This window comes from Savagea faecisuis (assembly GCF_042675605.1).
Taxonomy (GTDB): Bacteria; Bacillota; Bacilli; order Bacillales_A; family Planococcaceae; genus Savagea; species Savagea faecisuis.
The window spans coordinates 1-25,775 of the sequence record NZ_JBHTJF010000023.1 but is presented as its reverse complement, the minus strand read 5'-3'; the positions used below and the strand labels follow the sequence as shown (position 1 = coordinate 25,775).

The 25,775-nt window shown below is 42.6% G+C and carries 29 protein-coding genes and 1 riboswitch; of the genes, 8 read left to right on the top strand and 21 right to left on the bottom strand.

Annotation, left to right across the window (positions count from 1 at the left end):
- Nucleotides 1–91 precede the first annotated feature (91 nt).
- Nucleotides 92–892 carry a lysozyme inhibitor LprI family protein gene (locus tag ACFQ0V_RS07840; protein WP_381011957.1) on the top strand — a complete coding sequence of 267 codons (801 nt, stop codon included), beginning with the start codon at nucleotides 92–94 and terminating at the stop codon, nucleotides 890–892.
- Between the two features lie 153 nt (nucleotides 893–1,045).
- Entirely contained in the window at nucleotides 1,046–1,675 is a 630-nt protein-coding gene (locus ACFQ0V_RS07835; RefSeq protein WP_381011956.1) for a lysozyme inhibitor LprI family protein, read from the top strand.
- Here the strand turns inward: ACFQ0V_RS07835 and ACFQ0V_RS07830 are convergent.
- Genes ACFQ0V_RS07830 through ACFQ0V_RS07815 form a run of 4 tightly spaced genes read right to left on the bottom strand, consistent with a single transcriptional unit; the run spans nucleotide 1,650 to nucleotide 4,928 of the window.
- On the bottom strand, nucleotides 1,650–2,144 hold the full coding sequence (locus ACFQ0V_RS07830) for a hypothetical protein (protein ID WP_381011955.1): 495 nt from the start codon (nucleotides 2,142–2,144) through the stop codon (nucleotides 1,650–1,652). The two genes, ACFQ0V_RS07835 and ACFQ0V_RS07830, sit on opposite strands and share 26 nt — an antisense overlap.
- A gap of 11 nt (nucleotides 2,145–2,155) precedes the next feature.
- Nucleotides 2,156–2,953 (bottom strand): hypothetical protein, encoded by a 798-nt coding sequence (locus tag ACFQ0V_RS07825; protein WP_381011953.1) that lies wholly within the window; start codon nucleotides 2,951–2,953, stop codon nucleotides 2,156–2,158.
- Complete coding sequence (locus ACFQ0V_RS07820; RefSeq protein ID WP_381011950.1) at nucleotides 2,954–3,976, bottom strand: helix-turn-helix transcriptional regulator; 1,023 nt, start codon at nucleotides 3,974–3,976, stop codon at nucleotides 2,954–2,956. It abuts the gene before it with no gap.
- Between the two features lie 55 nt (nucleotides 3,977–4,031).
- Nucleotides 4,032–4,928, bottom strand: a complete 897-nt coding sequence (locus ACFQ0V_RS07815; protein ID WP_381011947.1) for a YcjF family protein — start codon at nucleotides 4,926–4,928, stop codon at nucleotides 4,032–4,034.
- 165 nt (nucleotides 4,929–5,093) lie between these two features.
- On the opposite strand from ACFQ0V_RS07815, the gene ACFQ0V_RS07810 reads away from it, so the two are divergent.
- Nucleotides 5,094–6,782, top strand: a complete 1,689-nt coding sequence (locus ACFQ0V_RS07810; protein ID WP_381011944.1) for a methyl-accepting chemotaxis protein — start codon at nucleotides 5,094–5,096, stop codon at nucleotides 6,780–6,782.
- Nucleotides 6,783–6,825: 43 nt separating this feature from the next.
- Here ACFQ0V_RS07810 and ACFQ0V_RS07805 read toward each other — a convergent pair whose 3' ends face one another.
- The 3 genes from ACFQ0V_RS07805 to ACFQ0V_RS07795 are packed head-to-tail and all read right to left on the bottom strand — an operon-like array spanning nucleotide 6,826 to nucleotide 8,564.
- Entirely contained in the window at nucleotides 6,826–7,632 is an 807-nt protein-coding gene (locus ACFQ0V_RS07805; protein ID WP_381011941.1) for an MBL fold metallo-hydrolase, read from the bottom strand.
- A 57-nt stretch (nucleotides 7,633–7,689) separates the two neighbouring features.
- Nucleotides 7,690–8,142, bottom strand: a complete 453-nt coding sequence (locus ACFQ0V_RS07800) for a methylated-DNA--[protein]-cysteine S-methyltransferase (RefSeq protein ID WP_381011939.1) — start codon at nucleotides 8,140–8,142, stop codon at nucleotides 7,690–7,692.
- A 14-nt stretch (nucleotides 8,143–8,156) separates the two neighbouring features.
- Nucleotides 8,157–8,564 carry an NUDIX hydrolase gene (locus tag ACFQ0V_RS07795; RefSeq protein WP_381011936.1) on the bottom strand — a complete coding sequence of 136 codons (408 nt, stop codon included), beginning with the start codon at nucleotides 8,562–8,564 and terminating at the stop codon, nucleotides 8,157–8,159.
- Between the two features lie 78 nt (nucleotides 8,565–8,642).
- Here ACFQ0V_RS07795 and ACFQ0V_RS07790 point away from each other — a divergent pair, with 78 nt between their 5' ends.
- Nucleotides 8,643–8,957 (top strand): hypothetical protein, encoded by a 315-nt coding sequence (locus ACFQ0V_RS07790; protein WP_381011933.1) that lies wholly within the window; start codon nucleotides 8,643–8,645, stop codon nucleotides 8,955–8,957.
- 16 nt (nucleotides 8,958–8,973) lie between these two features.
- Here the strand turns inward: ACFQ0V_RS07790 and ACFQ0V_RS07785 are convergent, their stop codons facing one another.
- The gene (locus ACFQ0V_RS07785) at nucleotides 8,974–9,384 is read right to left on the bottom strand and encodes a hypothetical protein (protein ID WP_381011930.1); all 411 of its coding nucleotides are present in this window, start codon (nucleotides 9,382–9,384) and stop codon (nucleotides 8,974–8,976) included.
- A 684-nt stretch (nucleotides 9,385–10,068) separates the two neighbouring features.
- Between ACFQ0V_RS07785 and ACFQ0V_RS07780 the strand changes: the two genes are divergently transcribed.
- Nucleotides 10,069–10,689, top strand: coding sequence for an SAM-dependent methyltransferase (locus ACFQ0V_RS07780; RefSeq protein WP_381011928.1), 621 nt, complete (start codon nucleotides 10,069–10,071; stop codon nucleotides 10,687–10,689).
- 64 nt (nucleotides 10,690–10,753) lie between these two features.
- Here ACFQ0V_RS07780 and ACFQ0V_RS07775 read toward each other — a convergent pair whose 3' ends face one another.
- The 7 genes from ACFQ0V_RS07775 to ACFQ0V_RS07745 all read right to left on the bottom strand — a co-directional run bounded on the left by ACFQ0V_RS07775 (nucleotide 10,754) and on the right by ACFQ0V_RS07745 (nucleotide 17,368).
- On the bottom strand, nucleotides 10,754–11,884 hold the full coding sequence (locus ACFQ0V_RS07775) for a S1C family serine protease (protein ID WP_381011926.1): 1,131 nt from the start codon (nucleotides 11,882–11,884) through the stop codon (nucleotides 10,754–10,756).
- 73 nt (nucleotides 11,885–11,957) lie between these two features.
- Nucleotides 11,958–13,346 (bottom strand): sensor histidine kinase, encoded by a 1,389-nt coding sequence (locus ACFQ0V_RS07770; protein WP_381011923.1) that lies wholly within the window; start codon nucleotides 13,344–13,346, stop codon nucleotides 11,958–11,960.
- Nucleotides 13,333–14,001 (bottom strand): response regulator transcription factor, encoded by a 669-nt coding sequence (locus tag ACFQ0V_RS07765; protein ID WP_381011920.1) that lies wholly within the window; start codon nucleotides 13,999–14,001, stop codon nucleotides 13,333–13,335. Before ACFQ0V_RS07765 ends, ACFQ0V_RS07770 begins: the two co-directional genes overlap by 14 nt.
- Nucleotides 14,002–14,102: 101 nt before the next feature.
- A complete protein-coding gene (gene putP, locus ACFQ0V_RS07760) occupies nucleotides 14,103–15,647 on the bottom strand; it encodes a sodium/proline symporter PutP (RefSeq protein ID WP_381011917.1) in 1,545 nt (514 codons plus the stop codon).
- A 369-nt stretch (nucleotides 15,648–16,016) separates the two neighbouring features.
- Nucleotides 16,017–16,334, bottom strand: a complete 318-nt coding sequence (locus ACFQ0V_RS07755; RefSeq protein WP_381011914.1) for a DMT family transporter — start codon at nucleotides 16,332–16,334, stop codon at nucleotides 16,017–16,019.
- Between the two features lies 1 nt (nucleotide 16,335).
- Nucleotides 16,336–16,656 carry a DMT family transporter gene (locus ACFQ0V_RS07750; protein ID WP_381011911.1) on the bottom strand — a complete coding sequence of 107 codons (321 nt, stop codon included), beginning with the start codon at nucleotides 16,654–16,656 and terminating at the stop codon, nucleotides 16,336–16,338.
- Nucleotides 16,657–16,708: 52 nt separating this feature from the next.
- A riboswitch (guanidine-I (ykkC/yxkD leader) is annotated at nucleotides 16,709–16,803 on the bottom strand.
- 46 nt (nucleotides 16,804–16,849) lie between these two features.
- Nucleotides 16,850–17,368 carry a type 1 glutamine amidotransferase domain-containing protein gene (locus ACFQ0V_RS07745; protein ID WP_381011908.1) on the bottom strand — a complete coding sequence of 173 codons (519 nt, stop codon included), beginning with the start codon at nucleotides 17,366–17,368 and terminating at the stop codon, nucleotides 16,850–16,852.
- Between the two features lie 112 nt (nucleotides 17,369–17,480).
- Here ACFQ0V_RS07745 and ACFQ0V_RS07740 point away from each other — a divergent pair, with 112 nt between their 5' ends.
- Nucleotides 17,481–18,611, top strand: a complete 1,131-nt coding sequence (locus ACFQ0V_RS07740; RefSeq protein WP_381011905.1) for an FAD-dependent monooxygenase — start codon at nucleotides 17,481–17,483, stop codon at nucleotides 18,609–18,611.
- Nucleotides 18,612–18,656: 45 nt separating this feature from the next.
- Entirely contained in the window at nucleotides 18,657–19,529 is an 873-nt protein-coding gene (locus ACFQ0V_RS07735) for an NAD(P)-dependent oxidoreductase (RefSeq protein ID WP_381011902.1), read from the top strand.
- A 33-nt stretch (nucleotides 19,530–19,562) separates the two neighbouring features.
- Here ACFQ0V_RS07735 and ACFQ0V_RS07730 read toward each other — a convergent pair whose 3' ends face one another.
- Complete coding sequence (locus ACFQ0V_RS07730; RefSeq protein WP_381011899.1) at nucleotides 19,563–20,060, bottom strand: hypothetical protein; 498 nt, start codon at nucleotides 20,058–20,060, stop codon at nucleotides 19,563–19,565.
- 126 nt (nucleotides 20,061–20,186) lie between these two features.
- Between ACFQ0V_RS07730 and ACFQ0V_RS07725 the strand changes: the two genes are divergently transcribed.
- Nucleotides 20,187–20,765 carry a hypothetical protein gene (locus ACFQ0V_RS07725; protein WP_381011898.1) on the top strand — a complete coding sequence of 193 codons (579 nt, stop codon included), beginning with the start codon at nucleotides 20,187–20,189 and terminating at the stop codon, nucleotides 20,763–20,765.
- On the opposite strand, the gene ACFQ0V_RS07720 is transcribed toward ACFQ0V_RS07725, so the two are convergent.
- From ACFQ0V_RS07720 to ACFQ0V_RS07700, 5 genes are all read right to left on the bottom strand, one after another.
- Complete coding sequence (locus ACFQ0V_RS07720) at nucleotides 20,766–21,833, bottom strand: alanine racemase (RefSeq protein ID WP_381012064.1); 1,068 nt, start codon at nucleotides 21,831–21,833, stop codon at nucleotides 20,766–20,768.
- Between the two features lie 65 nt (nucleotides 21,834–21,898).
- Complete coding sequence (locus tag ACFQ0V_RS07715; RefSeq protein ID WP_381011896.1) at nucleotides 21,899–22,129, bottom strand: hypothetical protein; 231 nt, start codon at nucleotides 22,127–22,129, stop codon at nucleotides 21,899–21,901.
- A gap of 167 nt (nucleotides 22,130–22,296) precedes the next feature.
- On the bottom strand, nucleotides 22,297–23,217 hold the full coding sequence (locus tag ACFQ0V_RS07710) for a glycine betaine ABC transporter substrate-binding protein (protein ID WP_381011893.1): 921 nt from the start codon (nucleotides 23,215–23,217) through the stop codon (nucleotides 22,297–22,299).
- A 52-nt stretch (nucleotides 23,218–23,269) separates the two neighbouring features.
- Nucleotides 23,270–24,130: an ABC transporter permease gene (locus ACFQ0V_RS07705; protein ID WP_381011891.1), complete on the bottom strand. Its 861-nt coding sequence runs from the start codon at nucleotides 24,128–24,130 to the stop codon at nucleotides 23,270–23,272.
- Nucleotides 24,123–25,319, bottom strand: coding sequence for a quaternary amine ABC transporter ATP-binding protein (locus tag ACFQ0V_RS07700; protein WP_381011888.1), 1,197 nt, complete (start codon nucleotides 25,317–25,319; stop codon nucleotides 24,123–24,125). The genes ACFQ0V_RS07705 and ACFQ0V_RS07700 overlap by 8 nt, the downstream gene beginning before the upstream one ends.
- Nucleotides 25,320–25,775 lie beyond the last annotated feature (456 nt).

Below are 25,775 nucleotides of genomic sequence, written 5' to 3'. Positions count from 1 at the left end.
TAACATAACTCTTTTTCGTGTCTATTCTTTTTTGGAAATTATCGTATAATGTAAAGAGAATAAGAAATTAGAACTAAAGAGGTGGGGACATATGTTAAAAAAAGAGTGGATTATCGCTAGTTTACTCGTTCTCAGTGCTTGTTCCAATGCGACGAACGAAGCGACAAAAGTTTCAACGCCAGTCGAAGAAGAAGTCACTGTGGACGCAATGGCTGAAAAAGAAATGGCTATGAAAGCACTCGAAAATGAAGATTGGTATGCCGCGCGCAACGCTTTCGAAAAAGCACATGAAGCGAAGCCGAGCGCTGAAACTGAAACGTGGATCGAACAATTAACTCAATTGATTGAAGCGGAAAAATCACTCGAAATGGAGCAATATGACGAGGCGAAAAAACAGCTAGAAGCGATTCAACATCCGAAATTACAAACAATTGCAGAAGCAAAAATAGCAACATTACCAGTAGAACAACCGAAACCTGTCGCAGTATCACCGACACCAAAACCTGTCGAAAAACCGAAATCGTATTTATCACGACCTGAACAACAACGTTTACTAGACGATGCGGAACGTTGGGCGAGCGAACAATATGACGCCCTTCCTTCAAGTGCTTCGATGGCAGACTACCGCGAAATTCAATACGAACATTATCAAAAAGTTGACGCGCAATTAAATGGTATTTACCAAGTGCTTCGCCAAAACTTGCCTGATGCAGAGTTTAAAGCGTTACAACAGACGCAACGTCAATGGATTAAAGATCGCGATGCGTACGCTGAATCTCAAGCGAAAATTGCGGAAGGCGGCACAGCAGCGAATGACATTTATAACGGTGCCCTTTTAGAATATACGACGTGGCGCATTGAAGAATGGATCGACAAATATTCAGGCAATTAAAGCGTACTTCTCTCTCATTAAAAATATTGCACATTTCATAGGCAAAAAAGAGCAACGCGTGAAGAGAAAGTAGCTTTTATTCACGTGTTGCTCGTCTTCCCTTGAAATCGCTATCCATTTCATGGAAAATGTCGAAAGGGAGGGAAATAAAAGATGAAAAAAATAATGAGCATCAGCTTACTTGCCCTACTACTCGTCGCCTGTTCTTCTCCAACAAATGAAGCGACAAAAGTACAATCTACAATGGGTGAAGAAAAAGAAAATGAACAAAAGACTTCCGAACCGTCAGAAGAAGTCAATGAAAAAGAAGCGACAACTCCAAAACAGGAGGAACTGCCGAAAGAAGAACAACAACCAAGCGCTCTTTTATCGACAAAAGAGCAAATGAAACGATTAAAAGAAGCGCGCCAAACTGCTGAACAAGCGTATGCTGCATTAGAGACGAGCAGTAGCGATTTATTCAAGTATCGTGAAGTGCAATTAGAACATTCCACAAAAGTCGACGCACAGCTCAATCACATTTATAACATTTTGAAACAGCAACTGCCTAAAGCGGACTTTCAAGCGTTACAACAACAGCGTCAATGGTTAGAAGATCGCGAAGCTTATGCGAAGAAAGTGGCGGAACCTTCCGCTGGAACACGCGGAGCTGGCGACTTATACAATGAAGGTATTCTCGAATACACCGAACAGCGAACGGAGATTAAATGCAGCAACCCCCGTACCGAACGATTAAACGTCGGAGTACGGGGTTTGCTTATTGACCGATCACTGAATCGATGAACGTTTGTACTTTTTCATCGCTGTCGATTAACGCTTGTCGAGACGATTCAATACGGTCTTCATATTCCCAAGTCTCGGTTACAATTTCTTCTTCATCTTCAGGCACTGTATTTAACCATTGCAAATAGCTTTGTACAGCGTCGATATATTGTTGTTTCACTTGCGCATTTTCTTGAATATGTTTCAACAATTGTTGCGCGTCTTTATCTTTCGGCTGTTCATACGCTTCGGCATAAGCGACGATTGCCTTACTCTCTTCATACAAATCTTCCACACGACTTTCGAACATTTCAGACGTGACGAGGCCCGCTTCAACATCTTGTTCGATTTGATCAAGCTCCACCCAAATCGCATCGTACGGGATACCGACATGTTCAATTAAATCATCATTCACTTTCATAAACTCATCACTGTTCCCACAAGCGACGAGTACGACACTTAATACTAGTACTCCGATTAAACGTCTCACTTCATTCCTCCTCATTTTGCACTGCGAATGTAAAAGCTGCTAAATAATGCGACGACACACCATTTTTCTTCCGCAGCGAGCGCTTCATTAAGCGTGACATAATATACTTCTGAATAAGACTCAAATGCTGGTTTGATCGCATGTTTGAAACGTCCGTATCGGTGTTGTGCAATAAAAGTTCCATCCGGCTTTCGCAAATCGATATCTCCAGCAGCAGACTTTTCTTTCACTTCCGCCAACACTTCTCCTAAGCAAACGAGCTGTCCTTGCTTTTTTAATAAACTATCCATCACATTTTCATCGTACGTCCCGAGCAATTCTCCTTCAGCATCGAATATTTCGACCTCGGCTTGCTTCACATTTTGAGACATGCGGAAGGCTGCGACGACACCTGTTTCATCGACGATTTCATACGTGACAGGAACGAATAATCCTCGTTCCGCTGCATCTGAAAAGCTTCGCAACCCTTTCGATGACGTAGAACCCGCTACACGAATCGTAAATAAAATACGACCGTCCGCATCCACATTGAGCCATTCGCGCGTCCATTGCATTTTCGGGATAAAAATGAGCTCGGACAGTGACGCGATATCGAACGGGCCATACTCTTCTTGAACGTGTGCACTCGCTTGCTTCATATAATAATTCCCGAAGAGGATGCTGACTAAACCGAGTGGCAAAGCGACAGTCCAAACGTCCATCTTTTGTTCAAGCGGAAGCGGTGTAAAATACAGAATCCCCGCAATCATCAAACTAAGCATCCCGATAAATCGAGACACTCGCCCCATTTTTTGCTGATTTCTTTTCATTTACTCCGCTCCTTCTTCATTCATATGAAGAGCGGTCTTCAGTTGCTCGATATAACGTTCGCGCAATTCAACAGGTTCAATTTGGTCAATCGACCCTGCATATTGAACGAGCCAATAAAAAATACTTTGCTGACTCGTTTCGATGCGCACTTGGAAATGTTCCTCGTCGAGCGAACGAATTTCAACATCCTCTCCGAAAAAGTCGATGACAGGACCTAATATTGAAATTTTACAACGAAAACGAATCGGCTCAGATGTTCCACCGAACATGAACACTTGATTGCGCGTGTACGTATGAATATCAAAGTCTGCCGGCAACGGGTCAACCTTCTGTTTTAAAATGTCAATATTTTTCATTTTATCTAAACGTAAAAAATAATCTTTTTCATAATCTTCATAACGGCACATGACGTAATAATGATTCAATGTCCAAATTAAATAGTACGGATACACTTTACGACGATCACAATCTGTCCCATTAAACGGAATCAACTCTTTATTTAAATTGTATTTGTAATAATCAAATTCAATCGCATGTCCTCGTTCAATCGCTTCAGACACTTGTTCAATATTGTAAAATAAACTTGCATTATATTCTTTTTCTTCATGGTCTTTAAATTGAATACGAGTGGCATATTTCGCTGTGTAATTTTGACCGACGAGTGCACCGAGCTTCTGAATGAGTTGCTCACTATACACTTTCGGAATGAAGCGAGAGGAAGCGACCGCATCACAAAGCATCTTCACTTCAGACTGTTCAAAATTACTGCGCAAATAATATTTACGCCCTTCTTGTATAAGTTCATATGGGAAAATAGGTTCTTTTAAATCTTCGCTATGTATATGCAATTGATTCAAAATCTTTAAATGTTTCGACACAGTCCGCCGATCGAGCTTTTTTTCCAACTCAAAATCTTCTTGTATATACTCCATAATATCTGCTATTCCTAATAACTTTTCACTATGACTATATTTTTTCAAAACGAGTAACGTATATAACAAGTATGTGCTATGACTATCCATCTCTTTCACCTCCCCATCAGTATAACAAAAAACGAGAGCATCAACGCCCTCGTTTTTAAGATTGCTGTTCTTTTTTCAAAAATTGGTCAAATAATTGTTTTGCTTCTTCTTTTGTAAAAATACGGTCAATCAATTCTTTTTTTGAAACGTTCGGGTCGAGAATCATTTCTCGTTTCACACGATAACTCAGCTCTGAAATCGTCAAACCGAGCGCTGTCGTAATAGCACTAGCGACCGCTCCGTTAATGACACCACCTGCGACAGTTCCGACACCTGGAATTAATTTGGCCACTTGGGATACAGCGTAACGCCCGAATTGCGATACGACTTGTCCGAGTCCAAGTGCCCCGACAATCGTTTGTATTTGGCGCGTTAAACTGCCAAGGTCGTATCGCTGCATCGCTTTCGATAACATTTTCGCTTGATTCGCTAACAATATCGGCCCGTCCGCGAAAGGAATCGGTGTAAAGCCGACTGCGAAAGCAATGCCGACGTGACGACGAATCGACTTTTCCACTTCCTCTTTCACTTGATCTAATTCAGCGAATTGGACTTGACGTTCTCCTAATTGATGAAGAAAACTATTTAAATCTTCAACTGCGTTCAAATTTACATAGTCCACTTGCTCTTTCGCCCACTCTTCTTCTCTCTTTTCAGAAATACTCGCTTGCCCTACTTGTAAAACGACGACTCGTTTATCATGTCCTCGTAAAAACTTTAACGTTTGCTCATCAATCTCTTTCCATCGTTCGTTCGATTGAATCGTATAGACGATGACATCTTCTCCTACTTCACTGTACTGCTGAACACGCTTCGAGAAATCTTCATACGTCGTCTCATCTGTATACCCTTGAACGATTGTCAGTGCAAAACGTTCACTATCCAATGCGACAAACCGCTCATAAATCGCTTCGACTTGTTGCCCGACGACTAAAATTTTTAACTGTTGCATATTCATTCCTCTTCTCCTGCTTACATACCCGAAATAGCAAATATCGAACCTAACGACCTAAAAATCAGTCTATTTATAACATTTATATAAAAAGCGCTCGTTTTTATATCAAAATTGTTATATGATGATACGTATAATACATAATGATGCAAAGGATGTGTAAAAATGAAGTCTGTACAATCAAAATTTTTAGCTGCTTTTGGACTAATTGCGATACTTTTACTCATCGTTGCTAGTCTAAGTTTTTTGACTAGTAAGAAAGTTACAGATCAATATGATGTTATATTAGAAGAAAAAATGGAACCCATTGCCGCACTCGATCATCTTCTTTCTAACTCTCTACAAATCGTAGCGAATTTAAGAGGATATATGTTATATCGAGAAGATGTTTACTTAACGAACATTGATCAACTTGAACAAAACTCAAAAGCAACGATGGATGAACTGTACGAAGAACTCGGTCCCGATTACGAGGCTCGGCTCGATGAAATGAAAGATTACTTATATCAATACTTCGATATGGCAATTGAAGTTGCAATGAATTATCACACGGAAGGTGAAAGCGCTTACTTAATGGGCGTTGCAGCTACCGCTACTGCTATGAACCGTGATTTCGTTCAAATGGCTGAAGAGACAATTGAAAAACTGCACGATGAAGCAGATGTAGCCATTATCGACTTGGAAAAATCAATTGCTAAGTCGAATATGACGATGATTGCGATTGTCATTTTTGCGATTTTAGGTGGTTTAACGATCATTTTAATTTTAAGCCGCTCGATTCGTCGCCCTCTTTTAACAGCGACGAATCATTTAATTGAAATGGCGAACGGAAACTTAGCCGTCGAACCAATTTCGGTCAAAACGAAAGATGAGATTCAACAAATGGCAGCTGCCTTAAACCAAATGCTTGCGACGTGGAACGGTGTCATTCGTAAAGTGAATGATTCTTCACAAGAACTCGCCTCTCAATCCGAACAACTCTCTGCAAGCACAGAAGAATCTCTCGCTTCCAGTGAAATGGTCACACTTGCTGCTGAAAGTAGTATGCGAATGAGTGAAGAACAAGCGAATTACGTCGAACAGTCGACAGAATCTTTAAAAGAAGTCGGACTCGGTATCGATCAAATTACAGCGAGCAACGAAGAAATGTTGCAGTCTGCTGATGAAATGGAGCGTTACGTCCAAAGTGGAAAGCATGTGATGCATGACGTTTCAACTCAAATGAATGATATTAACGAAACAATTCAACAATCGACGACAATTATGGAGCAAATGGCTCGCAAATCGAGCGAAATCCAAGAAGCTTCCGCATTGATCGCTGGCATAAGTGAACAGACGAACTTACTCGCTTTAAACGCTGCAATTGAAGCCGCTCGCGCAGGTGAACACGGTGCTGGATTCGCTGTCGTTGCAGAAGAAGTACGAAACTTAGCAGAAGAATCGACGAAATCTGCATCAAAAATCGATGAAATGATCATCGAAGTGCGCACATCTGCTGAGCAAGCTGTACAATCCATCATTTTAGGGCAACAAAAAGTAACGACAGGGCTCGAACGTACAGAAGAGTCACTCGCTACATTCGAGCAGATTGAATGTTCCGTTTCTGAAGTGCATCATAAAATTGAAACTGTATCAGCAGCCGTTGAGCAAATTCAAGCGATGTCTAATGAAGTATTATCTACGACGAGCACGTTACGAGATCTCGCAGAACAGTCGACGAGCACGTCACAAGATACGACCGCAGCAACAGAAGAGCAGCTCGCAGCGATGCAAGAAATATCAGCAAGTACAGAACGTCTCGCTCAACTCGCAGATGTTTTAAAAGCAGAAATCGCACAATTTAAAACGAAATAAAAAAACGCTGAAGTTGGTCCTTTTCACCAACTTCGGCGTTTTCTTAATATAAAGTGACACCCTTTCCGGTCAAAATACTTTGTACGATATGTTTCGGTGAGTTTTGCCCTTCCGACACGATATTCATCGGATGTTGTTTCGGGAACAGCTTTTTCGTAATCTCATCGATCGTGTATCCTCGACTCGCTTCTTCTTGTACACGCTCCGTCAATTCTAGCCAATAATTGAGTTTCTGTTCAAGTGCTTGTCGTCCATCTTTCAAATACCCTTGATGATGACAAAATGTCGTCTCGAAGTCTTGTTCTAATAAATATTGCAAAGACTGAATATGTTCAGGAACAATTTCGAATTCGAACAAACTTTTCGGACGTGGTTGAACGAATAAGTCCCCTGTGAACAAAATCCCTTCCGATGCGTCATATAACGCTACATGATCGAAAGAATGTCCTGGCGTATGTAATACTTGTAATGTTCGTTTTCCTGTATCAAACATTTCGCTAAGCGGTTGCGTTTGAAATGCAGAACGTTTGCCCCAAAACTGTTCACGGTACCATGGAATCTCCGCATCTTTTGCACAAATGTCTTGACCGAGTGGATGAATCCATTGATCATAGCCGAGTTGCTCAAGCGCTGCTCCATTTCCTGTATGGTCTTCATGATGATGCGTATATAAGACGCGGTCCACTGCTGAATTTGTAATCATTTCGAGCGATGGCTTCTCCAAACGATACGGCCCACTATCGATCAATGTATTGTCAATCATATAAAAACAAACGTCCATTTGCATATTGCCAATCGTTTTGACAGTTTGGCAAACGGCCGTCACCCCTTGAATCGTTTCAACGTTCATACACTCTCTCCTTTCTGAATGACTATTCATTTATTATATCGTACTAAAAAACGACATTCAATGTGAATGTCGTCGTTCATGTACTAATAACTGTTCTTTAAACGATAATCCTCCACGATATCCGACGAGTTTACCGTTCTTTCCGATGACGCGATGGCACGGCGTGAGGATCATCCAAGGATTTTTATTGTTCGCATTCCCGACTGCTCGATATGCGTTCGGCTTACCGATTTGAATCGCGATCCCTTCGTACGTGCGCGTCTCTCCGTACGGAATCGTTCGCAACGCTTGCCACACCTTCTGTTGAAACTCAGTTCCTGTCGCAACGAGCGGTACATCGCACGGCGTAGTGTCTCCTTCAAAATATTGCGCGAGCCATGCTAGACATTCGTTCGTCCAATGATTGCGTTCGCCACCTACAGCTTCTTCTGTAAATTCTACTTTTTGAATGCCTACTTCCGTCACTTCAATCGCGATTCGACCGATTGTCAATTGTTCTACCCACCGCAAACCGTTCACCTTCTTTAATAAATCATTTGTTGTAAATCTCGTAATGCCGAAGTTGTTGTGAGTGTAAGAGGCTCAGGCAAATCATCCAAGGCGAACCAACCGATCGCTTCATGTTTGTTCGGCTCCATATTGCGCGGTTCCCCTTTCGCAATTTTCGCCAAATACGTAGGTGCCACCCAGTGTGCTTGTTCGTCAGGTAAAATGTGATTCGTAACGCCGACGAGACGAATGAGCTCAATCGATACCCCTAATTCTTCCTCGATTTCTCGAACGATCGCTTCTTCAATCGTTTCCATCCAATCGACTTTCCCTCCTGGTATACTCCAGGCATACATTTCTGGGGATTTTAATCGTTTTAATAATAATATCTCACTCGCTTCATTTAAAATGACGGCTCCTACACCGACACGTGGGTTGTTCATTTCGGTCACGCCTTTCTTTGAAATTCATTTACATTGTACGCTCTTTTCGTTATATTGTCAGAAGTGAGGTGTTCAACAATGGATCCATTTGTACAGTTCGTCATCATCCCGTTCGTCATCGTTTCAATCAGCGTTGGTGTGACGCTCCTTTTAAAGCGTGTTTGGGTAGCACCCATCCTCGCCTTTCTTATAAATACGGTCGTCAACTATGTGAAGTTTCAACAAAGTGACGCGACAGGACAAATTTCGCGCGAGCAGTTATTTGAATGGTCATTCGTCACAGCATTGATCGCGACGATTTTCGCCCTTTATTTATTTTTATCGATGACGATTTTAGCACGCCGAAGAGCTGCGCTTGATACGGTGAAACAAAAAGAGACAGAGTCGAAATAAACCGACTTTGTCTTTTTTATTTCACGCGTAAATTGAGTAAAATCGAACCGTCCGCTTTTTTGAACTGCTTGCCGTCTGCATAATGTAAAGTGACGATGTACATATAATGTCCGGATTGTTCAGGCACTTGAAATGCTTCGCCCCCATCTTCTAAAATCCGCTCCGTCTTTAACGATTCGACATCAATGACGCGATCGACCGTTATTCTTTTTGCTCGTTCACCGTACGTCAATTCGTGAATTTCAATCGTCTCGCCTTGAGGGACATCGATGACATTTAAAGCTTCAGGTTCCCATCCGACATCTGTACATGTCGCTGCTTTTTCTAAACTGACACATTGGCTACCTAATGTATAGAGCTGCATTTGTTCTACTTGCTGCGGTACGACATCCCCTGCTACAACGACTTCAAAATCTAACAAGTCCACTTCTTCATACGCCCCCAATTGACAAGCCGTCAATACGAATAAGAGGCTAAACAATAGAAATCTTTTCATCTGAAATCGGCAAGGATACCCCCACTTTAATCGTGTGAAGGGCGATCGCTCAACGATAAGTGGGGGAGGAATTGCCGTCAGATACGGTAGTATCTGAAACCTGTACCTTGCCTCCTCCTTTCAATTTTATTAGAATAAACAATAAGAGAAAACCGTTGGGCAAATTGTTGCTGAAGGCACTCTTATCGTTCTTTGACAACTAAAGATATGAGGTTGGTTACAGGAAATCGTTGTAACCGTAAAATCTTTAGCGTATCGAAATCCGTTTTAACGGTTACTGTTTGGGTATATCCCTTGCGGTAGGGGCGAAGTCAACCGTCCTTGTGTTCCACCACTCGAAGGTAGGAGAGCTTTGCTCGTTCGCACTACTGGGTAGGAACAAGCGTAATTGCACTCTATGAGGGTAGAGGCACTGCTGTAATTTGGTAGACGCAAGCCCCCACTTCAAACAGACCGCAAGGTCGTTAAGTGGCGGGTTGTTGACAGCTACTCTTCCTTTCTCCTTTTCTATTGTAATCGACCTGCCAGTACAGAAAAGTTACAATTTCATTGCATTTTTGACTTCTTCCTATTATTTAGTATAATGCTGTTGAATATGGAAATGGAGTGAATTCATTGGTTGCTGCTCATTATGAAAAACAGTTAAAAATTAAAACGACTGGATGGCGGAGTGACTTAAAAAAATCAACACATCATCACCGATATGAACCGACGCCGTATGAAGCGTTAGACGAATTGTTTTACGAGTATGATCTACAAGAGGATGCGGTACTTGTCGACTTCGGTAGTGGTAAAGGACGCGTCCCTTTTTACGTCCATAGCCGTTTTCAAAACCTCGTCAAAGGAATTGAAATGAGTGAAGAATTACATGCGAAAGCATTACTTAATAAAGAAACATTCCGCACACGCATCCGCCGCGGTAAAGGGAAAATTCGCTTTAAACAAAAATTTGCGGAACGCTATACGATCAAAAAAGAAGATACTCATTTTTACTTCTTCAATCCGTTCACTGTCGAGTTATTCCAACAAGTCGTACAACGAATCGTCGCTTCCGCGAAAGAACATCCGCGAGATCTTGACATTATTTTATATTACCCTACAGAATCATACATTCGATTTTTAGAACGAAGCACCCCGTTCCGCGTAACGCAAGAAGTCGTTGTGCCCGGACTTTACGAAAAAGACGATCACGCACGCTTTTTAATTTATCGGATGAAAAAACAACAAACGACGTAAAGGAATGCAAAACGAGAGTACATGGAATGAATATCCGTACTCTCGTTTATATATATGTCATCTTTTAAAATTGGAGTTGTAATTGAATCGGCTTTTCATTGCGGAGCACTGTCGCTGTCACGACATCTCCTTCTTTCACATCTCGATATAAAAACTTACGTAAATCGTACATCGATTCAATTTCGACATCGTTTAATTTTTTAATAATGTCGCCTCGTTGCATTCCTGCTTTTTGTGCAATAGAACCCGGTTCTACTGAATCGACGCTAAGTCCGGTAATGACTTCACGACCTTGCAAGGCAGCGTAAGGATTCGCATATTGACTTAAATCAATGACGCGCACGCCAAGCATCGGACGCTTGAGTTCACCGTTTTCTAACAATTCATCGACGACCGTTTGCACTTCCTCACTCGGAATCGCAAATCCGAGCCCTTCTACTTTTTCACTCGCGATTTTCAACGTGTTAATGCCGATCACTTCGCCTTGTAAATTTAATAAGGCGCCCCCGCTATTTCCGGGGTTGATCGCAGCATCCGTTTGTAAAACGTTTAATTCCCAGTTTCCTTGTGACGTTTCGACAGGAACTGTTCGGTCCAGTCCACTAATAATTCCTTTCGTCACAGTGCTCGATAAATTTAAGCCGAGCGGGTTTCCAATGGCGATGACATCTTGCCCCATTTGAAGGTTTGTCGTTTCGCCGAATGGTAAAGGTTCCATGCCGTCAATCGTCGCAATTTCGAGCACAGCTAAATCCGTCAATACGTCTGTTCCAATCAATTTCGCAGGAACGCGCTCACCATCATGGAGAGACACTTCGATGTTCATCGCTTGCTCGATGACGTGGTTGTTCGTCACAATATACGTTTTGTCGCCATCTACTTTATAAATGACACCTGAACCGACGCCTTGTTCAACTGTCTGTTGTTGGAAAGGATGTTGGCCATAATTGACGACACCTACAACACTCGGCGACGCTTTTGCGATAATATCACTTAAATTTTGCGTCGTATGATTCACTTGTGTCGCTTGTTCACTTTGCTGCTTCACTTGTTGATCGACGACTTCTTTATTTTGTTCATCCGAATGATTTGTATTTAATAGGTCAAATTGCGTGACGCCAATCAATGTAAAAGCGGAACCTAAAACACCCGCTCCAATTAATTGTACTGCTAATTTTCCTGTTTCTTTCGCCATAACAATCTCCTCCGTCTCGTTCTTATAGTTTCATTATAAAGCCGTTATATGTCAGCTGTATGACAAACGCTCTTTATTTTTGAAAAATTAAACGAAAAACCGTTCCTCGTTCGTCACTTCGGACAAGGTGTAAATGACCATTCATCGAATGCGCCATCATTTGCGCAAGCGTTAAACCGAGACCGAATCCACGACTTTCGAGCTTCTCTTGTCCTCTGAAAAATCGCTCGAAAATATACGGCTGTTCTTCCTCTGGTATTCCTTTCCCTTCATCGATGAAATAAAAACAATGCGCGTCACTTTCATTTTCGTACACGACTTGTAATGCCCCTCGTTCCCGGATAGCACGCACGCTATTATTCCATAAGTTTTTGACGATTTGTTCGAGGCGTAAACGATCGACCGATAATAAAACCGGAGCTTCCCAAAGTTCGATCGTTACGTTTGGATAAGTCGCTTCATAAACATGAGCGAGACGTTCGAGTACTTCACGCACATCGAGCATTTCTAATTCAACGTGCACACGTCCGGTCGCAAACGTATTAAATTCGACTAAATCATCGACGAGGCGCTTCATTTTCTCTCCTTCTTCTAACGCATATTCGACGAACTCCGCACGTTCTTCTTCAGGTACGACATCGTCACGCAACGCTTGTAGTAAGCTCGTCATCGATGTGAGTGGCGTCTTTAATTCATGCGTCACGCCCGCAAGCAATTCCGTTCGAACCGATTCGAGCTGTTGCAGACGGCTCGACATCGCGTTAAAGGACTCCATCAACTCGACAAGTTCGAGTTCTTTCACTGAATTCGTATTTAAGTATTGTTCATATTCGCCTCGCTCAATCGCGCGTGACGCTTCGACAACGGTCGCAATCGGTGCTGTTAAACGGCGAGAAATGAGCGAAATAACGATGAATCCGATGACTGCCAAGGCGATGATGAAAATGAGAAACTGCTGGTAACGACTCGAATCAAGTGCCGTCAGCACCGACTTCTTTTCTAGCATGACGACATATCCAATCGTTTCATACGCCGTTTCAATCGGACGTTTCACGATGAAAATCGTATCTTTCCCTTTCAGTTGCGACGTCCCGACAGGCGCTTGTAAAATTCGCTCGTCCGCAACATATGTGCCGATCAGTTGATGTTGATTCGCTAAACGAATAATGCCTTGACGGTCCATCACATACATCGTCGGCGTTCGTTTCATCGCCACGAATGAGCCATTTTGTGTAAGAAGCGGCACGGTCGTCATATCTTGTGGAATGGCATTCGGATTGCCGTGCGCAATCGCTTCTGTCGCATCGACCGCTAAAGCGTCCATTAAACGAAGACGGTCATCGAGTGCATTTTGTTTCAACCAAGAAGATGCGACGAAACCGATGATCAGTAGTCCGATCATTAACACTGCAAAAAACAAGAGCGACCAGTAGCGACTCATCGGCCATTTACGCCGGGACATGGAATTGATACCCCGTGCCGCGAATCGTCTTAATTTGCCCTTCTTCCGCTGGCCAATCGCGCAACGCTTGACGAATACGTTTCACCGCTACATCGATCGCTCGGTCGCTTCCTTCATAAAAATTTCCCCAAACATGTTCAATAATCTCTTCACGCGTAAAAGTCCGGTTCGGATGCCGAGCGAGAAAAGCTAACATCGCAAAATCTTTCGGTGTTAAATCGATTGGGCGACCCTTTAATGTAACCGTATGCCCTTCTGGAACGATGACGAGAGAACCGTAGACGAAGCGCGGTGGCGCAATCCGTTTAAAAATCGCTTCCATTCGCAAGACGACTTCTTCCGCTTCAAACGGCTTCGCAATGTAATCGTCCGCTCCTTTTTTTAATCCTTGAATGCGATTCGGCACATCCCCGAGTGCCGTCAGCATAATAATCGGCACATCACTTTCCGCCCGAATTGTTTCTAAAACAGTCCAACCGTCCACGAACGGCATCATAATATCTAATACGAAACCGTCAACGGCATGCTCTTTCCAAAAGCGCAACGCTTCTTCTCCGTTTTCTGCTTGCAATACGTCATAACCAGCACGCTCAAAATATAGCGCTAACACACGGCGTATCGGCATTTCATCTTCTGCAATTACAATCGTCGGCATCGGTCTTTCTCCTCCTCATAAGTTCTTTCTATTAGCGTAATAAAAGTTCGTCAATTTGTCTAATGAGAAAAAGCGCACAGTGCGAAACTGTACGCTTTCCTTTATGGACGCTTCTTCAATAAAGCGAGCGTCTCTTCAAATTCCTGTTCAATCTGGTCGTTCTTTGTATAAGTTTTGCGACTAATGAATATCGCAACAAGCAAGTTTAAAATAAACGCTGGAATAATTTCATACACAGCGAAAATTCCTGTGTCAATCGGCGTGTAATGCCAAATGAAAGCAGTGATCGCACCGACGATCATCCCTGCAATCGCTCCTTGTGAAGTGAGACCGCGCCAATACAATGACAATAAAACGATCGGTCCGAATGCTCCCCCGAAGCCTGCCCATGCGAAAGCTACAAGCGATAAAATTGACTCATTGTTCGGCCATGCAAGCAGTAAAGCGATAGCCGAGACGAATAAGATCGCAACACGTCCTAACAACACATAATAGCGGTCTGGACGATGACGCTTGAAGATCGCTTTGTGCAAATCTTCGACGAGCGCTGAAGACGTCACAATTAATTGAGACGAAATCGTACTCATCACCGCTGCGAGTACCGCCGCTAAAATGACTCCTGCAATAATCGGATGGAACAACACTTGCCCCATGACGATGAAGACCGTTTCAGGGTCAATCGCCCCAATTCCTTCACGTTGTGAAAAATACGCGAGCCCGACAAATGCGGTAAATGTCGCACCGATCAAACTTAACAACATCCAACCTGTGCCGATGCGACGAGCACTTTTCACTTCATTTAGCGATTCAATCGCCATAAAGCGCACGATAATATGCGGTTGACCGAAATAACCGAGCCCCCATGCGAGAGACGAAGCAATTCCAGCAAATGTGACAGCACGCACTTTGTCAATGCTCGCTAAATAATCACCGAGGACAGAGCCCGCTTCAACCGAAGAGGTCCAACTAAAATGAGACGGATTGAGCGACATGATAATTTCTTTCACTTCAGCCCATCCACCAAAATAGATGACGCCACCGATCGGGACGAGAATTAAAGCGAAAAACATAATAAGTCCTTGGAAAAAGTCCGTATAACTTACCGCTAAAAATCCACCGAATAATGTGTACGCGATGACGACGACGGCAACGGTAATTAAACCGACGTGATAATCGAGGCCGAATGAGCTTTCAAAAAACTTCCCGCCTGCGACCATTCCACTCGATACGTAAAACGTAAAAAATAGTAAAATGACGAGCGCTGTCACCATTCTTAAAATATTCGAAGTATCTTTCAAACGGTTTTCCAAATAGCTCGGGACAGTGATGGAATCATTCACTTCCGTATATGCTCGTAAGCGAGGAGCGACGAGCAACCAATTGACATACGCGCCGACAAGCAAGCCGACACCCATCCACAATTCACTCGCTCCATATAAATAAATCGCACCAGGCAAGCCCATTAACAGCCAACCTGACATATCCGCAGCCCCCGCACTTAATGCGGTTACGCCTGGACCGAGCGAACGTCCTCCGAGCATAAAATCTGTTAAATCTGTAGTTTTCTTATACGCATACCAGCCAATCCATAATAACGCGACCATATACAAAAGAAGCGCAATGAATTGGTACACCTGTTCCGACATGTAAAAAGTTCCACCTTCCCAAATGACGTCAGCTCGTTCTTTTCATGTACGGCGAGAAACGTACGAACGGCTCACTTAATTTGGCATTTCAAAACGAATATCGCTCATCGCTCTAAAAGAGAGTGATAAGTGTAACATTTTGCGAAGCGTAAAATGTGAGTCCGTGCTCTCAAAAAACAAAAGCAGACAAACGATACGTCCTTCGCCTCAAAATGTCTCGCATTATCCATTCTTACACACTTTCACATGTCGTTCAAAGAAGATTTAGAGAATGAATTTTGCAAAAATTTATCGAAACGCTATCATATAAGGGACTCTCGCTTTTTCTTGAAAAATGGAAATAAAACTTTTGTACTATACTTAATCGCTTTAACTGCCGATCACTTTCAAGCCGATGACAGAGGCGATAATAAGTGTAATAAAGAAAATACGCTTAACATCTTTCGATTCTCCGAAAAACAACATTCCGACGAGCGCGCCACCCGCTGCGCCAATCCCTGTCCAAATGGCATAAGCGGTCGCCATCGGTAATGTCATGAGTGCGATTTTCAATAAAGCAAAACTAATCGCAAAACTACCGATCATATATACGACAGAACGTAAATTGCGCTGTTGATGAAAATAAGAAATCATCATCACCCCTAACACTTCAAATAAACCAGCGAAAATTAAGACGACCCAAATCATATTACCCCTCCCCCGATACGCGTTTTAAACCGACAATGCTTGCGAGCAATGTCGTGACAAATAATGCTTGTAAAAAGCTCCACTCGCCTCCGAAGACAACATTTTCCATCAAGACCGTTCCGACGGTGCCAATTCCAACGAAAACCGCATACGACGTACCGACTGGCAACTTCTCTCCCGCCATGATTAAATAATAAAAGCTAATGTAAACAGCGATCGCCGTCAATCCCCATTGCCACCAAGTCGTCGAATGCGTTAAACCAACAACCCAACCGACTTCAAATAAACCGGCGACGACAATTTTCAACCATTCTTTTGCCATGATTTTCATTCCTTTCTACATAGAAAAAAGCCTAGGACATATGACGAGTCATATCTCCCAGGCTTTTCTCCTTCCGTGTACGAAGTTTCCTTCGCGCATTCTCTCGGTCACAGACAGCGATAGCTCGGAACCCTAGAATGCTTTTCACTATGAAATTATGTTCACTATAGCACATTCATGCAATAAATGCTGACTATAGACCTTTTTCTTGAAGTAATTCGACTGACGCTTTTTCAAAGTCATCTAAGTCGTCTGGTGTACGGCTTGAGACGAGTTGATTTTGACAGACGAAAACAGATGTGTCGTGCAATTTTGCACCTGCGTTTTCTAAATCGACTAAGATCGATTTGTATCCTGTAATGTCGCGACCGTCTAATGTTTTCGTATTAATTAATAGTTGAGGACCGTGACAAATTGTGAAAACAGGTTTCATGTCATCCATGAACTGCTTTGTAAATTCAACCATTTCGTCGTCTGCACGTAAAATATCGGGTGAAAAGCCACCTGCGATAAAGAGTGCATCGTACGTACCGTAATCGGCATCTGCTACTTTCACATCGACTTGTACTTGTTCGCCATGTTTACCTGTTACAGTGCCTTCTTCAAGCCCTACTACTTCTACTGTATGACCTGCATCTTCGTATGCTTTTTTCGGACGTGTAAACTCAATATCCTCAAACTGATCTGCGAGTACTGCTGCGATTTTTGCCATGTTATATTCCTCCTCATGTTTTTGAATCATTGTATGTATACCACCTTCACTTTCTTTTAAACATCTTTCTCGTCACGGTTTGTTATAATGAAGAAAAAGGAGGAGAACTATGATGGACATTGCGATTGTCGGTGGTGGCATTGGAGGCTTAGCAACAGCGGTCGCTTTAAATAAAATTGGGATTTCGACAACAATTTATGAAAGTACTTCTTCTTTCAAACCGTTAGGAGCAGGGATTGGGATCGGTTCGAATGCGATGCTCGCCTTGCAACAAATGGAAGTTGGGGAATCAATTTTAGCGCACGGCTTGCCACTCCACGAACAACGATTTTATAACGGGAAAGGAAAATTGATGAATACAATTGATTTCACCCGTTTAAAAAAGCAATTCGGTGAGGAAACGATTACGATTCAGCGTGCTGATTTACATGAAGCCCTTTTTGAAGCAGTTCCTTCTGCTTCATTTCATTTCAATAAACGAGTCGAACATTTTACACAAAATGAAGATAGTGTCACATTAACTTTTACAGACGGGACGGTAACGACACATGAATTCGTCATCGCAGCAGATGGCATTCATTCTCTTTTCCGCCAACAACTCGTACCGAACTCCTCTCCACGCTACGCAGGATACACATGTTGGCGCGGCATTTCGCAAAATGAGAGAGATGTCCCACTACACGTTTCAAGTGAAGCATGGTCGACGGACGGGCGTTTCGGGTGGGCTCCTTTACATAATGGCGAGGTGTACTGGTTTGCTTGTGTCAATGCGCGCGAAGGAGACGCATTTTATGCAAATTTATCTCCCCGTGAAGTAGCCGCGCAGTTTAAACATTTCGGCCCTACTGTCGAACGGCTCATTCAAGAGACGAAAGACGATTATTTCTTACATCACGATTTATATGACATTGCGCCTCTTTCTACTTTCCATTACGGACGCATTTTATTGTTAGGGGATGCCGCTCATGCGACGACGCCGAATATGGGACAAGGTGCTGGGCAATCGATTGAAGATGCGTATGAGTTAATGCTCGCTTTTGAACGGGAAGATACGTGGGAACTCATTGCAGAGCGATACGATGCGTACCGTGTTCCGAAAACGAAAAAGGTCATCGATATTTCAAGACAAATCGGTTGGGCGGCACAATGGGACCGGCGCTGGCTCGTCACATTGCGCGATACGATTTTTCCTTACGTTCCAAAATCGTTACTTTTTCAGAGACTTACCTTTCTTTTCAAATAAGTTCATTCTATACTAAAGACAACACAACTTAAGGGGGTTATTTGGATGCAAATTGGATTTATCGGTACAGGGGTTATGGGAAGTGGCATGATCCGCAATTTACGAAAAGCAGGATTTGAAGTGAACATGTACAACAGAACGCGTGCGAAAGCGGAAGCACTCGAAGAAACGGGAGCTCGCGTGCTCGATACGGTGAAAGAAATCGCTGAAACGAGCGACGTCATTATGACGATTGTCGGCTATCCGATCGACGTAGAGGAAACGTATTTCGGAGCGGACGGCTTATTGGAAAACGCCAAAGAAGGGACAATCTTTATCGATCTTACAACTTCGAGTCCATTACTTGCAGAAAAAATTGGCGAAAGTGCTGCAAAACGCAATATGTTCGCTTTAGATGCGCCTGTTTCTGGGGGAGATATCGGTGCGAAAAATGGAACGTTATCAATCATGGTCGGTGGCGACGAAGCAGCTTACGAAAAAGTGCAGCCAATTTTCCAAGCGATCGGACAAAATATAATGTTGCACGGTCCTGCAGGATCTGGACAACATGCGAAAATGAGCAATCAAATCGCCGTCGCTGGCACGATGTTATCGGTATCGGAAGCGCTCCTTTACGCGAACAAAACAGGACTTGATCCAGAACGTGCACGCCAAACTGTCGCACCAGGTGCTGGTGGAAGCTGGACGATGGACAATCTCGGACCGCGCATGTTAAAAGGCGATACGGATCCTGGATTTTTCGTGAAACATTTCGTGAAAGATATGCGCATCGCACAAGAAGTCGCAAAAGAACTCAATTTCAAAACGCCAGGACTTGACTTAGCACTCGAATTGTACGAACAAATCGAAAGTGAAGGTCTTGGAGAACGAGGAACTCAAGTCATTTATGAATGGCTTTTACCTCAACAACGTTCATAAAGAAAAGCTCGGACATCGTCGTCCGAGCTTTTTCTATCCATTGAGTTGTTCAAACAATCGTTCTGTCGCTTCCGTATCCGCCCATAAAATATAGCGGTTTTTCGGCCAGTAAATGATGAGCGGTTGACCTTCTTTCATAAAGGAATACGTACGAATGACCGTATCATCGAGATGATTTTGAGCAATCCACTGTTGCCACTCACTTTCATCGCCGTCCCATTGTAAAATATGAACATCGTACAATTTTTTCCCATCGATTCGATATTCGATTTCATGTAACGGTGCGTTGACGAATTGTTTCCGCTCTTTTTTAGATAATTCCATAATGAACGATACCGGATTTTTTTCTACATACGGTTTCGCTTGCTCTCCTTCAAAAACAGTTTTTCCATCGACGACAATTTCATCGACTTGATCGATTTGATTCATGACGCTCGTTAATTGTTTTTGAAAGGAATCTCCAAAAATAAAAAGGCCTACAACGATGACGAGAATAAATCCGACGATATTCCCTACTACTTTCCAATTCAAAGACGTCGCCTACTTTTCTGCTATTTTCTTCATCGTAACAATTTTCAAAATGAGAGTCAATCTGAATTTTGACATTCAACTTCCCTATTAATCGTGGTAAAATAACGATAGAAAGGCGGTTTTATGTTGAATAAAAAGTTAATGACTCTCCTGATCGTCAGCGTACTTCTCGTTCTAACTGCTTGTCAAAATGAGAAAAAAATAAAACGTGAAGAAACTGTGCATACAGAGGAAATAGAAGATTTTGAGTTTACGCTGGCGGATGCGAAGACAAATTACTACACCGGTGAACAAATTGAGATGCTTGCCTTGCTTCAATACAATGGCGAAGAAGCGACATTTGCGACTTTCGACTCCTCGTGGGTTACTTTCCATACGCGTCGCATCGATGAACGATTTGAGTACGCATCTCCCCCGAGCGGAGCGGCACGACGCATTACGTTACAACCTGAACAAATGCTCGTTGAACCGTATCAATTCAAAGCACTTCCGCACATTCAAGGCATCGGAAAACCTTACACAGACGAACATGTTGCCGCTTTAAATGCAGGGGATTTTGAGCCAGGAGAATATGAAGTGGATGCTATTTTTCAATTTAACATTCTCGGCGAAAATGAAAATACGTTCAATGTTACATTGTCGACGACATTTACGGTAACAGAAAAAGAAGAAGCGAAACAAGAAAAGAAAAAACGAGAAGACTAATCACTTCTCGTTTTTTTCCATTTCTTCTATCGTAACGTAAGGCGATGTCGTCAAGCGCAACAAGGCGGCATATTGAATGTGAAAAGCGATAATGGAATGAACATCGATGTCCTCGTGGCAGTCCGTCACATCTAAAATCGTATAATCGCTACACCAACCGATTATTTCGATATTCGAATCTACCGGACAAATCGCTTCAACCGCAACATCTTGCGCCCCAAGATGAATGATAGCACGCTTGCGTAACCCGTCTCGATTTTGCCGAACCCCTTGTTGAAAAGTACGCGCACTGCACATCCCTGATGGTCGTTCTTCTTTCCATTCTACTTCGACGACTTGCACATGCAGTTCGAATACGTCTTGACGCATCTTTGGCAAAGCTTCCCCATACGAAGCTTCCACACCAAATAACAATGCTTCACCGATCCGTAACTCCGTCACATACGGTAGAGGTTTCTCATTCCACAAAGTTTGCAAAACACTAGAACTTCCCCCTGAATATACGTCATACTTTCGAGGAAGACGTTCGACAAAGGATGCCCACTCTTGCATCTTCTCTCCATCTGGCACCACTCCGTTAAAACAAGTGACATTCATCCCTACTCCGATGACTCGAATATGTGTAAGCTCGTCCAAACGTTTTAATAATTGCGTTGCCTTTTCTTGCGATATGCCCTCACGTCGATCACCTAGTTCGATAAACACGATGATCGGCTGTATACTATTTTTACTTTTTGCTTCTTCATTCAATAAATGCGCTACTTCATACGACGTGACGACGATGCGTGTAGCTACTCCTACGACGTACGGAATTTCTTCTCTCGCCGGAATTCGAATGAGATCAACATGAATATTCGGAAAGCGTTCTTTCATTTCGTGAATATGTTGCCACTTCGAATCTGCAAAATGGGTCACGCCCGATTGAACTAATGCTTCCACGATCGGTAAATGCGCACAAAAACCTTTCGTCACCGCAATCCACTGCAATGCTTGCTTCTGACAATACAAATCAAGTGTTTCAACATTTTGTCGCAATGCTTCTCGTTTCCAAAGTAATTTCGGATACATCTTGATCACCTCGCTCTCCTTATTCCCTATCGTGAAATAAGCGAAACAAAAAGAGGAGGAACCGTTTAAACCGCTGCTTTCGACATATGTTTACGCTTCATTATAATAGCGAGAAGAAGAAGCGCGACAGGTAATAAACCGACATAGCGAATTGCCACTGGAAACCCTAAGAAATAATAAGAAAATGGTAAAAATAAAATAGCACTAATTACAACATATTTCGGTGAGCGACGAGATAAGCCGAATGCTAACGTCGCGAGCGCTGCCAAAATAGAACCGTACCAAAGGAATAACATATTACATTCTCCTCTCTTTTCTTTCATTATAGTTTATTTTTACCATATATACGAAAAACACCTCATCCTTTCCGAAATGTTTTTCCAGCGTAAAAAAGCATTTTCCGTTCAATTGTAAACGGAAAATGCCTCTGTCGTTCACCCTATTTAATGAAAAATAGAGCGTATTATTTTGACTCTAAATCTTCAATTGAGTCGATGTCGACATATGTTGGAACGACTAAACCGATTTTTGCACCTGTTAAGTTCACACCTACATTGTCAATGTCATCTTTGAACTGCTCGTATAAGTCACCGTGTGTTGCTGGTAACCAAGCTGCCACCATTGCGTCCGCTTCGCCACCTGCAATTGCTTGCCACATGATCGCATTGTCAAGCGGTGTTAATGTCACTGTGTAACCTAAGTCTTCTAACACTTTACCGACAACGTTTGTCGATGAAATTTCAGAATCCCACTCAACATAAACGAGTTCGATCTCGCCTGTACCTTCTTCAACGCCTTCTGTCCAAGTAGCGACTTTTTCTTCGTTCGCTTCTACCCAGTTCGCTGCTGCTTCTGCTGGTGAAGTTCCTTCTTCAATTTCAGCCATCACTGCTTCCATATCTTCTGTCGTCCATTCGAACTGCTCTAAAAATTTGTAAGCATTTGGATTGTCGTCTTTAAATCCTTTACGTGTCATCGTGTTGATCGTTTCCACGTCACCAAATACACCTTTTGGATCTTCTAAATATTTCAAGTCATATTTTGCGAATTTCCAGTGTGGTGTCCATCCTGTAACGATGATTGGCTCTTCGTTTTTCACCGCTTCACCGAGCGCTGTCGCCATCGCACCACTTGATGACGCTTGAACGTCCCAGCCTTTTAAGTCATATTCGTCTACCGCATTTTCTGCCGCTTTGAATACACCTGCACCTGGTTCAATTCCTGTAATTGTATAGTTGACTGCTTCACTTACTGAAGTTTCAGCACTTGAGCCATCCGTATTTCCTTCTTCTTTTGCGTTGTCATCTGAACTACATCCTGCGATGATGAGTGATAATGAGAGTCCAGCTACTAAGCCGAAACGCTTTAATCCTGTTGTTAACAAATAATCCATCTCCTTTAAAATTTTTATATGAAACTTTTCAATGGAAAAGTGTTCATGACGTTTTTTTCTTATTTTTATTAATGTTTTGTGCTAAACGGTCGACGATAATCGCTAAAATAACGATACCGAGCCCTGCTGCGAATCCTGGTCCGACTTGAGCACGTTGTAAGGCACTCAATACTTCACTTCCGAGACCTGGCGCACCGATCATACTTGCTGTAACGACCATTGATAAGGCGAGCATAATCGTTTGGTTCACACCAGCCATCATCGTTGATTTCGCCATTGGCAATTCTACTTTGAACAATTTTTGTCCAGGTGTACAACCGAAAGCATCCGCCGCTTCCACTAACTCCGTCGACACTTGACGAATTCCTAAATTCGTCATACGCACAGTAGGTGGTGTCGCGAAAATGAGTGATGCGAACACCCCTGGCACCATTCCGATTCCGAAAAAGGCAACCGCTGGAATTAAGTACACGAACGCTGGCATCGTCTGCATAAAGTCTAAAACAGGCGTGATGATCGCTTCTGCGACTTTACTTTTCGCCATTAAAATACCGAGCGGAATCCCGATGACGACCGATAAAACACTCGACACTAATACGAGCGTGAACGTATCGATCAATTGGCTCCAGAATCCTTGGTTATAAATGAGCCAAAGCCCAACTACTGAGAATGTCGCTAAGCCGAATTTTTTACCCGTAATGAAAAATGCGAGTAAAGCGACGAGAATGATGACGACGACAGGCGGAATAGCTTCCATTGCGTCGGATAAGCCATTTAAAGCTTCTTTCCCGTCTTTTTTCAAATAACCGAAAATCCCTGAAAATGCATCTGTCATCCAATCGACAAAGTCTTTCGTTTTCTCCGCGATTGGAATACGAGGAGCGAAGTCTAAAATACTAGACATTCATATTCACCTCTCCTTCTTCCGATAATGCGGCGATTACAGCACCGCGGACGAGCACGCCTAATAGACGTCCTTCTTCCGTCACCGCAATCGGTAAAGGTGAATCGTGAATGACGTTGAAAATATCACTCATCGGTAAATCTTTATCGACTGTTGGAATGTCTGTAATGAGCACATCACGTAATTCTTTTTTCTCTTTAATTGCTTCACTTGCCGCATCAGCTGTCACATAACCGACGAGATGTCGTTTGCTGTCTACGACATACACACCCGAGATCCCTTCTTCACGCATACGCTCTAATGCGACACGCGGTCCATGGTTATCGACGTTGATCATTTCAGGACGGTTCATAATATGTTGAGCCGTTAACACTTTCGAACGGTCAACATCTTCTACGAACTTCTCTACATACGCGTTTGCTGGATTCATTAAGATTTCTTCTGGTGTACCAATTTGAACGATGACACCGTCACGCATTAAAGCGATGCGGTCTCCGATACGGAGCGCTTCGTCTAAGTCATGGGTAATGAATAAAATTGTGCGAGCCATATGCGCTTGAAGATCGACGAGTTCGTCTTGCATATCTTTACGAATGAGAGGATCTAAAGCGGAGAATGCTTCGTCCATCAAGAGAACATCCGGATCATTTGCTAATGCACGTGCCAACCCGACACGCTGCTGCATACCGCCTGATAATTGATCAGGATATTGATGGATATAATTACCTAACCCCACGAGTTCTAATGCTTCTTGCGCTTTTTTCTCGCGCTCTGCTTTCGCTACTTTCTGAACTTCCAAACCGAACGCTGCGTTCTCAAGCACTGTTCGATGCGGAAAGAGCGCGAAACTTTGGAATACCATTCCGAGCTTTTTGCGTCGAATGTCACGCAAAGTTGCTTTATCTGCTTTTGCTAAATCTTGTCCACCGATGACGATACTGCCTTCCGTCGGCTCAATGAGTCGGTTAATTAAACGAATGAGTGTCGACTTACCACTACCAGAAAGTCCCATAATGACAAAAATTTCACCAGGATACACTTCAAAATTCGCTCGATTGACACCGACCGTATCTCCTGTTTCTTTTAAAATTTGTTCTTTCGTTTTCCCCTCCTCTAGTAACTGGACACTTTGTTTAATTCGTGTCCCGAAAACCTTGGAAAGATTTTCGACTTTTATAATTGGTTCCACACATATCAACTCCGAAAATATTTGATTTTTTTATTAAATTTCAGTCTGATTAGCAATGTTATACGAAAGAAATTGAGATGTCAAATGCTTAAACTTCAACTTTTTCACGAAAAACACCACTGTACGGTACATACCCGCCCCCTCTCAATCTTAAACATTTATTTAACAAAAAAATTAAATGTTTTTTAAATTCATTCATTTATCCATTTCTTCACTTAAATTTTTTATTTTTTAATTTTCTGTTTTTATCAATATTTGAAAATACAAATTTTATAAAATTAACTCTAAATATACAAAACAAGATATATTTATGCACTACTTTATCATTTTTTAGATATATCTTTTATAACCTCAAACTATTTTTTTATCTCTAAAGCATTTTCGTCATGAGAGTATAAAATATTTTGTGTAAATGAAAAATTCCATGTAAAAAGGAAGACCCTTTCTTGGTAGAAT